Source organism: Cupriavidus nantongensis, assembly GCF_041726985.1.
GTDB lineage: Bacteria > Pseudomonadota > Gammaproteobacteria > Burkholderiales > Burkholderiaceae > Cupriavidus > Cupriavidus nantongensis_A.
This window is the reverse complement of sequence record NZ_CP168302.1, coordinates 1,955,319-1,969,763: the sequence shown is the minus strand read 5'-3', so window position 1 is coordinate 1,969,763 and position 14,445 is coordinate 1,955,319. Positions and strand designations below refer to the sequence as shown.

13 protein-coding genes are annotated in these 14,445 nt (G+C 61.5%); 7 read left to right on the top strand and 6 right to left on the bottom strand.

Going from position 1 to position 14,445, the window contains the following annotated elements; genetic code table 11:
- Positions 1-31: 31 nt before the first annotated feature.
- Positions 32-772 (bottom strand): FadR/GntR family transcriptional regulator, encoded by a 741-nt coding sequence (locus ACEI37_RS08620; RefSeq protein WP_373376319.1) that lies wholly within the window; start codon positions 770-772, stop codon positions 32-34.
- A 261-nt stretch (positions 773-1,033) separates the two neighbouring features.
- Here ACEI37_RS08620 and uxuA point away from each other — a divergent pair, with 261 nt between their 5' ends.
- Together uxuA and ACEI37_RS08610 are read left to right on the top strand one after the other, a co-directional pair.
- Positions 1,034-2,074 (top strand): mannonate dehydratase, encoded by a 1,041-nt coding sequence (gene uxuA / locus ACEI37_RS08615; protein WP_373376318.1) that lies wholly within the window; start codon positions 1,034-1,036, stop codon positions 2,072-2,074.
- Between the two features lie 46 nt (positions 2,075-2,120).
- Positions 2,121-3,140, top strand: a complete 1,020-nt coding sequence (locus ACEI37_RS08610) for a Bug family tripartite tricarboxylate transporter substrate binding protein (protein ID WP_373376317.1) — start codon at positions 2,121-2,123, stop codon at positions 3,138-3,140.
- A gap of 142 nt (positions 3,141-3,282) precedes the next feature.
- Here the strand turns inward: ACEI37_RS08610 and ACEI37_RS08605 are convergent, their stop codons facing one another.
- From ACEI37_RS08605 to ACEI37_RS08585, 5 genes are all read right to left on the bottom strand, one after another.
- Entirely contained in the window at positions 3,283-4,839 is a 1,557-nt protein-coding gene (locus ACEI37_RS08605; protein WP_373376316.1) for an MFS transporter, read from the bottom strand.
- A 580-nt stretch (positions 4,840-5,419) separates the two neighbouring features.
- On the bottom strand, positions 5,420-6,295 hold the full coding sequence (locus tag ACEI37_RS08600; RefSeq protein WP_373376315.1) for an enoyl-CoA hydratase/isomerase family protein: 876 nt from the start codon (positions 6,293-6,295) through the stop codon (positions 5,420-5,422).
- A gap of 2 nt (positions 6,296-6,297) precedes the next feature.
- Entirely contained in the window at positions 6,298-7,179 is an 882-nt protein-coding gene (locus ACEI37_RS08595) for a MaoC/PaaZ C-terminal domain-containing protein (RefSeq protein ID WP_373376314.1), read from the bottom strand.
- Complete coding sequence (locus ACEI37_RS08590) at positions 7,176-8,360, bottom strand: CaiB/BaiF CoA transferase family protein (protein WP_373376313.1); 1,185 nt, start codon at positions 8,358-8,360, stop codon at positions 7,176-7,178. The genes ACEI37_RS08595 and ACEI37_RS08590 overlap by 4 nt, the downstream gene beginning before the upstream one ends.
- 29 nt (positions 8,361-8,389) lie before the next feature.
- Positions 8,390-9,577, bottom strand: coding sequence for an acyl-CoA dehydrogenase family protein (locus tag ACEI37_RS08585; RefSeq protein WP_373376312.1), 1,188 nt, complete (start codon positions 9,575-9,577; stop codon positions 8,390-8,392).
- Between the two features lie 174 nt (positions 9,578-9,751).
- On the opposite strand from ACEI37_RS08585, the gene ACEI37_RS08580 reads away from it, so the two are divergent.
- The 5 genes from ACEI37_RS08580 (at position 9,752) to ACEI37_RS08560 (ending at position 14,412) form a co-directional block, all read left to right on the top strand.
- Complete coding sequence (locus ACEI37_RS08580; RefSeq protein ID WP_373376311.1) at positions 9,752-10,888, top strand: CaiB/BaiF CoA transferase family protein; 1,137 nt, start codon at positions 9,752-9,754, stop codon at positions 10,886-10,888.
- A 30-nt stretch (positions 10,889-10,918) separates the two neighbouring features.
- Positions 10,919-11,677 carry a crotonase/enoyl-CoA hydratase family protein gene (locus ACEI37_RS08575; protein ID WP_373376310.1) on the top strand — a complete coding sequence of 253 codons (759 nt, stop codon included), beginning with the start codon at positions 10,919-10,921 and terminating at the stop codon, positions 11,675-11,677.
- The gene (locus tag ACEI37_RS08570; protein WP_373376309.1) at positions 11,674-12,681 is read left to right on the top strand and encodes an NADPH:quinone oxidoreductase family protein; all 1,008 of its coding nucleotides are present in this window, start codon (positions 11,674-11,676) and stop codon (positions 12,679-12,681) included. Before ACEI37_RS08575 ends, ACEI37_RS08570 begins: the two co-directional genes overlap by 4 nt.
- Before the next feature lie 27 nt (positions 12,682-12,708).
- A complete protein-coding gene (locus tag ACEI37_RS08565) occupies positions 12,709-13,674 on the top strand; it encodes a Bug family tripartite tricarboxylate transporter substrate binding protein (RefSeq protein ID WP_373376308.1) in 966 nt (321 codons plus the stop codon).
- Between the two features lie 105 nt (positions 13,675-13,779).
- The gene (locus ACEI37_RS08560; protein WP_373376307.1) at positions 13,780-14,412 is read left to right on the top strand and encodes a TetR family transcriptional regulator; all 633 of its coding nucleotides are present in this window, start codon (positions 13,780-13,782) and stop codon (positions 14,410-14,412) included.
- The last annotated feature ends 33 nt before the right edge of the window (positions 14,413-14,445 follow it).

The following is a 14,445-nucleotide window of genomic DNA, read 5'->3' as shown; positions in this document are numbered from 1 at the left end:
GCAATAAATTCCCAATTGGCCCAACGGGCTATCAACGCCACGCCTGAGTGAACTCGCTGATCACCCTCTCCAGGTGGTTACGCATTGCCGCCCGCGCCGCTGGTGCGTCGCGCGCCATCACCGCCGCGAAGATCTGCTGATGGTCTTCCTGCGATGCCTCCCGCAGCCGCGTGGTATGGAAGTGTTCCTCGATCTTGCCCCATAGCGGATCGCTGCGCCCGCTGTCCCACAGTGCGGTGACCATATGCAGCAGGACCCTGTTGCCGGTCGATTCGGCCAGGTACAGATGGAACTGCCGGTCCGCCGCCTCGTTGGCCTGCTTGTCGTCCATGTGCTCGCGCATCAGGCTCAGGGCCGCGAACATTCGGTCAAGGTCGCTGTCCTTGCGCTCGATGGCGGCCAGGCCGGCGATTTCCGATTCGATCAGCGCCCGGGCGCGCAGCGATTCTATCGGCCCCGGCCGCCAGGGCATCTCGAACGGCTCGCGACCGGGCGCGGGCGCTTCTGCGCAGACGTAGATCCCGGAGCCGCCGCGCACTTCGACCAGCCCCTGCACCTCCAGCGCGATGATGGCCTCGCGCACCAGGGTACGGCTGACACTGAACCGCTCGGCCAGCGTGCGTTCGGACGGCAATCGCATGCCGGCGGAGAACTCTCCGGATGCGATCAATGCCTGCACCTGGCTGGCCAGGCTCAGGTACGAACGGTCGCTGGCCGCTGGTGGGTTCTCGAGTATCGGACGGGTTGCAAGATCGCTGGGGGAATGTGGCATCGCAGGTAAGGCGGCGGCTGCCTGATGTGATCACCGGTTGACCATTCGCCACAAGGAAGGCATGGCCGGGCAGCGCCTGATGTACACCATGGTAAACCATGACGGCAAAATTGGGCAACCTGTTCATAATTGGTGAACCAAACTGCCCGATCCGGTACACCAGTGCCGCGTGGCCTACCGGCCATGACGCGCGCCGGTTCAGGCCGGATTTCTTTTCCGTTCTCTTCTGCAGCATCAGAGTCGCCCCAAGGAAGCCCACCCATGAAGATGTCGTTCCGCTGGTTTGGCCCGACCGACCCCGTCCCTCTCGAATACATCCGGCAGATCCCGGGCATGACCCACATCGTCTCGGCCATCTACGACGAACCGGTTGGCGAGGTATGGCCGCTGGACAAGATCCTGGCGCTCAAGTCCACCATCGAGGGGGCGGGGCTGCAATTCAAGGTGGTGGAGTCGGTTCCGGTCCATGAGGACATCAAGCTCGGCAAGCCGACGCGCGAGCGGCTGATCGCGAACTACCAGCAGAACATCAGGAACCTGGCCGCCGCGGGCATCGAGGTCATCTGCTACAACTTCATGCCGGTGTTCGACTGGACCCGTACGGAACTGGCAAAAAAGCTCGATGACGGCTCGACCTGCCTTGCCTTCAGCACCCGCGAGGTCGAACAGGTCGACGTCAGCCAGGGTATCGCCCTGCCCGGCTGGGATTCGAGCTACGCGCCAGGAGAACTGCAGTCACTGCTGGCCGAATATCGTGGCATCGACGAAGGCACGCTATGGGAGCACCTGGAGCATTTCCTGCGCGCGATCATTCCGGTGGCCCAGGAGTGCGGCATCAAGATGGCCATTCATCCGGACGATCCGCCGCGCCCCATCTTCGGACTGCCGCGCATCGTCAAGAACCGCGACGACCTGGCACGCATCCTGGCGATCATCGACACGCCGGCAAACGGCCTGACGCTGTGCTCCGGCTCGCTTGGCGCCGGCCCGCAGAACAACGTCGAGGCGCTGGTGCGCGAGTTCGGCGCCATGGGACGCATCCACTTCGCCCATATCCGCAACGTCAAGATCACGCCGGAAGGCGATTTCGAGGAGACCGCCCACCTGTCGAGTTGCGGATCGCTGGATATTGCCGCGATCGTCAAGGCGTACCACGAGGTCGGCTTCCAGGGCTATTACCGCCCCGACCACGGCCGCATGATCTGGGGCGAGACCGGCAGGCCGGGATACGGCCTCTATGACCGGGCACTCGGCGCGGTCTATATCAACGGGATGTGGGAAGCGATGGAAAAGTCGGCCTGAAGCGCCATGGACTGCGGTCCATTCAAAACATAATCGGAGACCTGTCATGACAATCACCAAGAAATCGCCCGTGAACTCGCGCCGTTCCGCGTTGATACTGAGCGTCGCTGCGCTCGGACTTGGCGCGCTGACGACGAACGCCGCGTGGGCGCAGACCTCCTGGCCAACCAAGCCGGTGACACTGCTGGTCGGCTTTCCGCCCGGTGGCCAGACCGACTTCGCGGGACGTGCGCTGCTTAACGGCCTGCAGAGTTCGCTCGGCCAGTCGTTTGTCATCGACAACAAGGCCGGCGTGAACGGCAATATCGCCTCCATTGAGGTCATGCGCGCGGCGCCCGACGGGAACAAGCTGCTGATCGGCAACGGCTCGATGACGATCATGCCGCATGTCTACACCAAGCTTGGCATCGTCGATCCGCAGAAGCTGACGCCGATAGGCGTGATGCTGCAGTCGCCGCTGGTCCTGGTCGTGCCCGCCAGTTCGCCTATCAAGACTTACGCGCAGTTCGTCGAGGAGGTCAAGGCGCGTGACAAGTCGGGCAAGACCATCGACTATGGCTCTGGCGGTACCGGCGCATTGCCGCATGTCACCATGGAACTGCTGCGCGAGCGCATGGGCGGCCCCAGGATGAACCATGTGCCCTACAAGGGCAGCAGCCCGGCCATGGTCGACCTGATGGCCGGACGCCTGGATGCGATGTTCGATGCCACCTCGGTCGTCGCGCCTTTCATCAAGTCGGGCCAGTTGCGGCCGCTGATGGTCACGGGACCCAAGCGCGTGGCCATGATCCCGGACGTGCCAACGGCCACCGAGGGCGGCATCAAGGACTTCACCATCATCTCGTTCATCGGCCTGTACGGACCGCCGGGCCTGAGCCCTGATATCGTCAAGAAAGCCAACGCCGCATTGAATACGGCGCTGAAGGACCCGGCCGTCGTCAAGAGCATCGTCGACCGCGGCGACGAGCCCGGTGGCGGCACCTCGGAGCAACTCGCTACCCTAACCCGCACCCACTACAAGATGTGGGGCGAGGTGGTGAAGGCCAACAACATCACGGCTGATTAAGGCTGCGCAGGCCCGTGAATGCCCGGCCTGTCGCAACCTGATGCCCGGCAAAACGCGCGTATTCATCGGCCTCGTTGTGAAAGCTTTCCGCCGCGACGGGCTGGCAGAGCGGTTAGCGGATAGCCTTGGGATTTCAGGTTGACTAGCCACCGTTATCCACTGCAGGTGCCTGGCGATGTGCGCGCGTGCCAGCGTCGAACACTGCAACACTTAGCAGGGCGAAAGCCCACGCACCGATCGCCCCGTACATCATCACGAACCCGAAGCCGTGTACGAGAGCTGCATGAAGGGTCACGCCCTGCGGGTCGACAGCCGCAATTTCAGCGCCGCTCTGCGTGAGATGCCCGATATTGCCTCCGGCTACCTGTGCCGCGAGCAAACGAAGCGACGAGGTTTCTGGAAAGCTGGAAAATGCGCGCGTGAGATAAGCATGCACGCCCTCGAGAAGAATAAGGCCCATCAGCGCGATATTGACGGCCAGGCTGATCAGTCTCGCGCTCATATCGATACCCGACGCCATGCCTGCGCGATTTGGCGAGACCGAACCCATGGCTGTATTTGTGACCGGTGTATTGGTCAGGCCCAGCCCCGTTCCGCACAACAGGCAACCCGGCAGCATTGTGAGCCAACTAGCGTGCTCCGCGCCAGCGCCAAACATCATCAGCAGGAAGCCAAGGCCGATGGTGAACATGCCGAGCGGAATGACCCTGCGCGCCTCAAACCTGAGTGCCAGTCGTTCTGCAACCGGTGGCACGATCAGCGTCGGTACCGTATAGGCGAGCAGCGACAGCCCGGCGGTCACGCTCGTGTAGCCAAGAGCGCCCTGAAAATAGATCGGCAGGTAGATCATGAACGGCCAGTAGCTGAAGTTCATGCCGATTGATCCGAACAGCGCGCCCGAGAACGAGCGGATCCGGAACACCGAAAAGTCGAACATGGGTCGAGAGCTGCGCTTCTCGACAAAGATAAATGCAACGAAGCTCAATACCGTCGCGGCAATGAGACTCAATGCGGTGGGACTGGAATATCCGAGATCCGAGCCTTGCGTGATGAAGTAGACGAGCCCGAAACACGACGCGGAAAGAGTGAGGATGCCGGGAACGTCCAGACGTTGCGCATTTGGGTCCCGGGATTCCTGTACGCCGGCCAGCACCAGAGCCAGTGCGACGATAGCGACCGGCGAATGCACGAGGAAGACCCACTGCCAGTTGGCAACTGCGACGATCAGGCCTCCGATAATCGGCCCAAAACCAAGGCCGATGCCGAAGATGATTCCCCAGGCGCCGAATGCCTTGCTGCGTTGTTTCCCTTCCGGGAATTGATGCGAAAGCACTGCCACTTGGCAGATCAGCATGGCTCCTCCGGCGATTCCTTGAAGAAACCGACTGGCGATCAGAACCGGGGCGCTTTGCGCGAGCCCGCAGCCCAGGGACGTGAGCCCGAACAGCACGATGCTGGCCACATAGATGCGCTTGCGTCCGAAGCGGTCCGCCAGCGCCCCAGTCGCCATCAGCACCGTGGTGCAGGCAAGTGTATAGGCGTTCATGATCCATTGAATCTGGCTGAAATCGGCGTTCAGCACATTCTCAATGGTCGGGAGGACCGTCGGGACACTGGATATTTCGAGACCGAACATCAGCGAGGTCAGGCAGACCGCAGCTAGCGCAAGTACGTTTTTTGGAAGGCGGACGAAAGTCATGGAATGTGCGGGTGAAAGGAGCAGTCGCATGTTCACATCGGATGTAGACGATGCAGAGGTCTGCTAGGGACCGGCCGGACGCCTCCACTCCGCTTGTCTGATCCATCGGTTGGCAAGCTTACGAAACGTCGTCAGATTTGGCGCGCCGTTTCCGGTCATCTCCTTTCCAGACCGAGTGGCAAAAACGGGGCGATCTCAGTCGGTCGCAACCACATCAACGGCAACGACCAAGTTCACCTGCAGCCTTGACCGACCTGCCCGACGGTCGCGCAACCAATGAGGCCCGTCGCGCCGGCAACGGGCCATTTGTTCGTCGGACCTGTACCCGACCGGAACGAGCGTTACGGTCAGCGGGGGCAGAGGGGGATGGACAGAGATTACGAATGGTGTCGGAATCTGGACAAGATGCCGGCCCCGGCGGCGGCGCATTGCGCAGGCAGGATCGCAGCGTGGCTTCCTTGCAGCGGGTTTCCTGCTTGTTCACTATCCTAATCAAGACCATGCGTTTTGCCCAGAATGCTGGACATGTGTCAGCCTTTACCGATACTAGCGGCAAAGAACAGCGTAGGCGAAGGGCGCCTTACATTGATGCATTTCGCGCGCCATCAACCCGGCCTACAAAGAAGCGTTCGGCAAGGTTCTTGTGCTCTGCGGTTTCTACGCATCGCATGAACGCCTCGTGTTCGGCTTTGATGCCGTCAGCCAAAGGTAACTTGGTCGCCGCGGAAACCAGACTGAGAATGAACTCGTGAGCTGGACCGATTTCCCCCTCGTCGATGAGTTGCGCGCGCGCCGCGGCTACCAAGTCTTCCAGTCCCTCTCGCGCATCCGCCCTTAATCTCCCCGTCCGGCGAAGTTGGACATTGCTTCCTGCAAGCATTCTCGCCATGGTGAATGCCTCCGAAAGGAGTGCTTCGTCTTCAACCACTTTGTCTACGAGGCCCACTTCAAAGGCGTATCCGGAGGCGATTTCACGTCCCGACAGGATCATGTCCACCGCATTCTCCACCCCTATCAATCTCGGAAGCCTTTGGGTGCCTCCCCCGCCCGGGAGCAAACCAAGCTTGACCTCAGGGAGAGCGAATCTCGCTGATTTCGCAGCCACGCGAGCATGCGTCCCTAGCGCAAGCTCCAGTCCTCCTCCCAGCGCGTATCCCGACAGGGCGGCGACGGCCGGCTTTTTCCCCTCTTCGATCGAGCCCGCGACTTCGCTAGTGAATGGCGAGCGCCGCGTTCCATTGAACTCGCGTATATCGGCACCGGCCGAGAATCGGGCTCTACAACCATAGATCACCATCGCGTGGACAGCGTCATCCGACTGTGCGGTTGCGACGTGGTCAAAGAGAGCTTGTCTGACCCGATTGTTTAGCGCGTTCACCGGTGGATTGTCGATGCCAAGCATCAGGATGCCGTGCCGGATCTCCGCTTTCACTACGGCTGCTTCGACCGCCTCCATCCTCATGTCTCCTCCGTGGCATTTGTCGCGCGAAAGAACGTCGCCACGCCGTCGTCCAAGACCGTCCGCCGGGTCCGATCAGAGGTGCAGCGAAATACGGCTTCTCCGTTCTCGTGCCACACCTCCGTCTTCAACATATCGCCCGGATAGAACACATCGGTGTACCGCGCGCCGATACTACGCAGCAGCGGTAGTCCTCCCGGCCAATCCCGGGCCACAGCGATGGACGCAATCCCGAGATTGCACAGTCCGTGAAGAATTGGGCGCTCCAGGCCAGCTTCGACAGCCACTGCAGGATCGGCATGGAGCGGATTGAAGTCTCCGCACAGTCGATACAGCAGCGCCTGATCTGGCTGGGTCGTCCATTCGATCAGGTAGTCGGCGTGACGGCGTGGAAAGCCCGGATGGCTTCTACGCACCGGAGGTGCGCCGCCAAAACCACCATTGCCGCGCGCGAGGGCCTGCGCCGTAAGGGTTCCAAACTCTTTGCCGCTAGCCTCATCAATGACTGCGCGCCGCCAGTTGATGATCGCACCTCGCTCCGCGCCTCGGTCATGGACACTGTCCACTGTCGTTCTGCCCAGCACGCTTCCTGATGTGGGTAGGGGCGCAGACAGGCAGATGTCATGCGATAGCGCCACCAACTGTTCCCACCGGATACCGGTTTCAGGATCGCGCATCCAGTCTGAGGAGGAAGCAAGTACCGCCAGCAGCGTAGGGACGGCTTGAAGGTTCTCCTCATAGACGTATCGCAAGTCTGGACCCGATGCCTGACTACCCAGACCAAGTCCCAGCGCATAGAGGATGCAGTCTTTCGCGCCATAGACGTGTCGGATGTCTGCAATCTCACGGTCCACCAGTTTGCGAAGATCCGGCGTCGTCATGACGGGTCTCCGTGCATGCGACGGCCGTCTCGGTCAACTTCGTTCAGTACTTCCGCGGTGTGTTGACCGAGCCGCGGAGGACCGCAACGCAGCGACGACGGCGTAGACATCAGGTGCATGGCATTCCTCGGCATGAGCAGTTCGCCTTCGGACTCGTGCTGGAACACCTGAAAAAAATCGGTGTCTGCCAGATGCTCATCTGCGCGGATATCTGCAAGCTCGTTGGCCGGACCCGCCGGGATGTCCGCCGCAGCGAAGGCCGCAAGCCATTCCGTTCGGGTTCGACCCTGAAGTGCGCCTTCGACGAGGTCGTATAGCTGCACGACGTTGGCCATCCGCTGACCGATAGTCTTGAAGCGATCATCGTCGCGCAATTCCCCTTTCCCAATCAGCTCGAAAAGGCGGTGCCACTGCGCGTCGGTGTTGGCGATGAGGCAAATCGGCCCATCGCGCGTCATGAGGGGCCGGTGCACCTTGCTGAATACCCGACCGTAGCCAATGGGCGCAGCTTGTGTGTCAGGTTCTGGGACAAGGACATGGTCGGCCATGTGTTCAAGCAGGTTGAACCCGACCATGGTCTCGAACATGGGAAGTTGTACCTCCTGCCCCCTTCCCGTTCGTTCCCGGTGCAACAGGGCGGTCATGACGGCACCGTACAGGTACACGCCGCAGAGCTTGTCGGCCAGCAACATGGGGATGTAGCCGGTCTGACCCGTCATGCGCCGGTTCAGCCCCGGCACACCGCTCAGGCCCTGGATGACGTCATCATAGGCCGGACGGTCGAAATAGCGGCCGCCTTTGCCGAAACCCAGCGCCGTGGCATGCACCAGCCTCGGATGTGTAACCGACAGGCTCTCAAAGTCGATGCCAAGCCGTTTCGCCGCGCCGCTGCGCATGTTGTGAACGAGGACATCTGCTCCATCGATCAACGACCGGAGCGAGGCACGCCCCTCCTGATGCTTCAGGTCGAGCACCACGCTTCGCTTGTTCCTGTTCAGATTCAGAAAAAAGGAACCCATGCCGGGGGAGCGCATCTGTCCGATGCCCCGCGTCGGGTCGCCTTCCGGTGCTTCCACCTTGATCACGTCCGCCCCCATGTCCCCCAGCATTTGAGTTGCAACCGGTCCCAGCACGAAAGTACTGATATCGACCACGCGTATGCCTTCCAGAGCGCCTGCCATTGTTCGTCTCCTGTGTCGTGTCTTGTGGTTCAGGCCCGGCAGGCCTTGACGATGCCGCTGCCGATGATCAGGCGCTGCACCTCGCTGGCACCTTCATAGATGCGGAGCGCGCGCACGTCGCGATACAGCGCTTCCACTTCTTCTCCTACCCTCACGCCCGCGCCGCCCCATATCTGCACGGCAGAATCCACAACTCGCTGTGCGGATTCGGTCGACACCAACTTGGCCATCGCAGCCTCGCGAGCGGTCGTCCTCCCTTGATCCCTCATCCACGCCGCCCGGTAGACATGGAGTGCCGATGACTCGACGGCAGTGGCCATGTCGGCGAGCGTCGCCTGCGTCAACTGCATGTCCGCAAGGAACGTACCGAACATTTCGCGTGTCATTGAGCGCTGTATCCCCAGCTTGAGAGCTTTCCTGGCAAATCCCAACGCGGCGGCGCCAACCGATGTGCGGAAGATCTCAAGCGTACGCATGGCGAGCTTGAAACCTTCGCCCTCGCCTCCCACGCGCATGCGCTCATCCACATGGCAGTCCCTGAATCGCAGTCGTGCCAGGGGGTGGGGTGAAATGACGTCGATGCGTTCGGCGATTTCCAGGCCGGGGTTGTCTGCGTCGACAATGAAAGCCGAGATGCCCGCGGATCGCGTGGTATGCGGCTCGCGCGCGAATACGACGTAGAAGTCTGCGATGCCGCCGTTGGAGATCCACATCTTCTCGCCATTCAACACATAGCCACTCTGGGAGCGTACAGCTTCACAGCGCAGCCCTCCGACGTCAGATCCAGCCTCGGGCTCGGATAGCGCGAATGCGGCGATCTTTCTGCCGTGCGCCACCTCGCCCAGATAGGCTGCCTTTTGTTCGTCCGAGCCGGCCAGCGAAATCGCACCCGAGCCGAGACCCTGCATCGCAAAGCTGAAGTCGGCCAGCGGACTGATTTGTGCCAGCAGTTCGCGCGCCAGGCACAGTGACCGCGAGTCAATACTGGCATTGCCGAAACGACAAGTCCGAGGCACGCAGAGCGACAGAATGCCGGCCTTGCCCAGGCTGTCAACAAGCGACCGGCACTGTTGGTCGACCTCGTCCCTGGTTGGCTGGACGGAGAGCTGCACGTCGGCACTTTCCGCCCACGCTACGATTTGCTCGGCCGCATGCCGATGCGCACCGTCAAAAAAAGGAAGATCGAGGTGATCCAAGGCTTGCAATGAGAGCTTCATGACGAGACAGGTGACTAATCAGGCGGCGTACGAGCGCCTCCGTGCTGGAACCGAACACAACAGCGTGAATCGGGCTTGACCAAAAACATACTACTGCGTAGCATTATTTTCAAGTTTGCTGTGCACAGTGCGCCAACTCGCCGCGCGGCAAGGGAAACTCAACATGGAGATACCATGGCACTGCCTTTGGAAGGAATTCTGGTCGTGGCGGTTGAACAGGCTGCGGCCGCGCCGTATGCCTCGTCCCGGCTCGCCGACGCCGGCGCCCGTGTGATCAAGATCGAACGCGCCGAGGGGGACTTTGCCCGCGGATACGATTCGGCCGTCAACGGAGACAGCACCTATTTCGTCTGGCTCAATCGCGGCAAGGAGTCCGTAGTCCTCGACTTCTCCGTAGCCGAGGACGCTGCTTTGTTGCAGCGCATGATCGGGCAAGCGGATGTCCTCATCCAGAACCTTGGACCGGGTGCGGCGAAGCGTGCCGGATTCGGGTGGGAGGAAATGCGGGCGCGGCATCCCCGACTCATCACGTGCGATATCACGGGATACGGCGAGGAAGGGCCCTACGCAGGCATGCGTGCCTACGATCTACTCGTCCAGGCGGAAAGCGGCATCGCATCTGTCACCGGCACGCCCGAGGCACCTGGGCGTATCGGCGTCTCCGCTTGCGACGTTGCCACGGGCATGTACGCCCACGCGGCCATTCTGGAAGCATTGCTGCAGCGCGAACGAACCGGCGCCGGCATCGCCATTCACGTCTCTTTATTCGACGCGATGAGCGACTGGATGACTGTGCCGCTGTTGCACTACGAGTACGCCGGCATGGTCTGGCCTCGCGTGGGACTGTCCCATCCCACCATCGCGCCATATGGCGCCTTCCCGGTCGGCGGAGCCATCGGCGATCCGGAAACAGTCCTGGTCGGCGTACAGAATGACGGGGAATGGAAGCGGTTCGCCTCCGACGTCCTCCAGCAACCGGCGCTGCTCGACAGGCCCCAGTTCTCGACCAATCTTGCACGGGTCGAGCACCGGGCAGAGCTGGATCAGGCAATCGTTGAAATCCTCTCGACTAAGTCCAAGGCGGAAGTCATCGAGGCGCTGAAGGCCTCCAGGATCGCATTCGCGTCAGTGAACGACGTGACCCAACTCTCCACGCACCCCCAACTGCGGCGCGTCACGGTGCCTACGCCGCATGGTGAGGCCAACCTCGTGGCACCGCCTGCCGTATTCCGCAACGAGCCGCGCACGTTGCGCGATGTTCCCGGCATCGGCGAACACTCAAGCGCTATTCGCGACGAGTTCGCGCAGTGAGCTTCAACACAATCGACCGGTAGCACAGCCATGAACCCAAAGATACTGACCGAGAAAAGCGGTCCCGTCACCACCATCATCATCAACCGGCCTGAGGTCAGGAACGCACTGGATCGCGAGGCAACGGCGGCGCTCGGCGCTGCGATCCGGGCGTTCGAGGAAGATGACGAAGCCCGGGTTGCCGTACTGTTCGGCGCGGGCGGTGCCTTTTGTGCCGGAGCGGATTTGAAGGAATTGGCCGACGGTGCGGAATACGACGCCTGGGCCGGGTGCGACGGCCCGCTGTCGAGACCGGCGCGCAAGCCCATCATTGCTGCCGTCGCGGGCCACGCGTGCGCTGGCGGCCTGGGTCTGGCGCTCTGGTGCGACATCCGCATTGCCGAAGACTCTGCGTCTTTCGCAGTCCTGTCGCGCCGATGGGGGGTTCCCATGAGCGACGGCACGACGGTTCGGCTGCCACGACTGATCGGCACGAGCCTTGCACTAGACATGCTGCTGACAGCCCGCATGGTATCCGCCACAGAGGCCCTTCAGATGGGCTTGGCCTCCCGCGTCGTACCCGATGGTTCCGTGCGCGCCGCCGCCGAAGCATTGGCCGCCACCATGGCGGCGTTCCCCCAGATCGCGATGAATTCGGATCGCGAGTCCGTCTATCGGCAGGATGGCGCGTCCATGGGCGATGCGCTCGAAATCGAGGCAGAGCTGGCGGAGCGCGCCAAGCGCATCGAAGCCAAGGCCGGTGCCACCCGCTTTGCTTCGGGCATGGGCCGACACGGAGCCGTTGCATGAAAGCCGTCGTCTGCCGTCAGCTTGGCCTCCACAACACGGCGTTGGCCGATGTCGATCCCCAACCCCTCCGCTCCGACGGCGTCCGGATTCGCGTCCACGCCGCTGGCGTGAGTTTCGCCAACCTGCTCGTGCTGGAAGGCAAGCATCAGAATCGCTGGGAGCCGCCATTTACCCCGGGCACCGAGGTCGCGGGCGTCGTCGTCGAATGCGGGGACCAGGCCACCCTTTTCAAGGCAGGAGATCGCGTGGTCGCAGCCGTGCGTATCGGCGGCTTTGCCGAAGAGATCGTCGCCCCGGAATCCACGGTGTTCGCCCTGCCGGACCCCGTGAGCTTCGATGCGGCTGTGCAGTTCCCAACGATCTACGCGACCGCTTACGGTGCCCTGAAGTGGCGCGCCAACCTCGCCCAGGGTGAGACGCTCCTCGTTCATGGTGCAGCTGGCGGCAGCGGACTGGCAGCCATTGAGATCGGGAAAATCCTGGGCGCCCGCGTCATCGCAACGGCTGGCGACGCCACCAAACTCGAGGCCGCGCGGCGTCACGGTGCCGACCTCGCCATCAACTACCGCGCCGAGAACTTCCGCGACGTGGTGCTACGCGAGACCGGCGGGCGTGGAGCCGATGTCATCTTCGATCCAGTCGGCGGCGAGACCTTCAACGAATCGCTCCGGTGCATCGCCCCGGATGGAAGGATTATCCCGGTGGGATTCGCCGGCGGCACGATTCCGCAGATTCCGGCCAATCTGGTGCTCGTCAAGAACGTCTCGGTGATCGGCATCTACTGGGGCTACTACATGGGCTGGGGCAAGCAACTGCCGCCACCAGATATGAAGGATCGCGTACGCAATGCGTTCACCGAGATGCTTGGCTGGGCGGCAGCCGGAAAACTCAATCCGGAGACCTACGCAACCTTTCCCCTTGCAGCGTTCAGAGACGCCCTGAACGCGATTTCCGAACGCAAGGTCATCGGGCGAGTCGTTCTGCATCCATCAACGGCTTCCTGAAAAACACAACCCGAAGAGGAGACACACATGAAACAGTATCTGGCAATCATGGCCCTGGCCGTCATCCCGCTGCTTCCGCAGACTGCCCTCGCCCAAGGCGGCTATCCGGACCGGCCGATCAAGCTCGTTGTGCCCTATCCTCCTGGGTCCGGCACGGACACGATGGCTCGCTATGCCGCCAAGCGGATGGAGACTGCCTTGGGCAAACCCGTCGTCATCGAAAACAAGCCGGGAGGCAATGCGATCATCGCGGCGCAAACGGTGGTCAACGCACCCGCAGACGGCTATACCCTGCTCTGGGCGGCGAATGGTCCGGTGACAACCAATGTCGCCTTGTACGAAAAACTGCCGTACAACCCGCTCACGGATCTCGAACCCGTGGCGCGTCTGGCGTACTCCCCAATGGGGCTGTATGTCCCTGCCGAGTCGCCCTACAAGACCGCTGCCGATTTGTTCGCTGACGCGAAGAAGCGACCCGGCAAGCTCAACTATGGTAGCGGCAGTGCCACCTACAATATCGCCACCGAATGGCTGATGTCATTGGTAGGCGCAAAAGCGAACGCCATCTCCTACAAGGGAAGCAGCCCCACGCTGACGGATCTGGCGGGCAAGCAGGTCGATTTCGCCATCGCAGAATACAGTGCCGGACTGCCGCTCGTGAAAGGCGGAAAGATCCGCCTGTTGGCTATGACGTCGGACCGTCGCATGAAATCCGAGTCCGAAACCCCGACACTTCAGGAACTCGGCTACAAGGAGTATTTCCAGGTCGCGTGGTGGGGCGTTTTCGCCCCAAAGGGCACGCCCAAAACTGTCGTTACTCGACTGGAAACTACGCTTATTGCCGTCTTCAAGGATGCGGAAACGGCGCAGTATCTGGAGCAAAACAACTTCAGCGCGTTCACCGGAACGGCCGAGCAGCTTCGCGCGTTCCAGAAGGCCGAGATCGAAAGAGAATCCTCGCTGGTCAAGCGATTCAACATTCCAAAGCTGTAATTCCGTCAAAGGCGGCGCCGCGCCGAGAGGCGCCGCCAGTGCGAATCTGATATCTTTGCTCCCCTCGATACCAACCGAACCAGAAAGAATAAAGCAGACGGAAATATGGGGCGAAAACGTCAAATCGGAACGCCGGAAGGCGATGAAAAGCAACTGGCCATACTGGATGCAGCCGCTTCAGTCTTCATGAAGCTCGGCTTCGCTGCCACGTCACTCGATGACATCAGCGACAGCTATGGCGCGACCAAGGGCATCATCTACTACCACTTCCGCAGCAAGACGATTCTGTTCTTTGCCGTCCAACGTCGCGCGATGGAACTGACCCGGGCAGCCATCGAGCCAGCGGCAAATGCCGATGCGCCAGCTCGCGAACGCCTGGAGGCGATGGCCTTCGCTCACTCGCTACTAATGATGGAGCATCTGGACTATCTGAGAGTCGCCGCCCAGGGGCTGGAGCTGCAATTGGGCGGCCGCACGACGGAGGAAGAGCGTGCGGAGATCAAGCGAATCACGGCCCTGCGCGACAGCAACGAGCGACTCTACCTTCAAGTTCTGGAGGATGGCATGGCCAAGGGGGAATTCCGCGAAATGGACGTTCGCATCGTCGTCAAAGCCATGCTTGGCGCACTGAACTGGACTTCACGCTGGTATCAACCCCGAAAATCCGAAACGAAGAAGGATCGTGAGGCCATCGCGGCGGAGATTGCCCGCTATGCTGTGCAAGGCCTGACGCGATAGAAACCAGTGGTCAGCCCAATGATTGCCGTACGC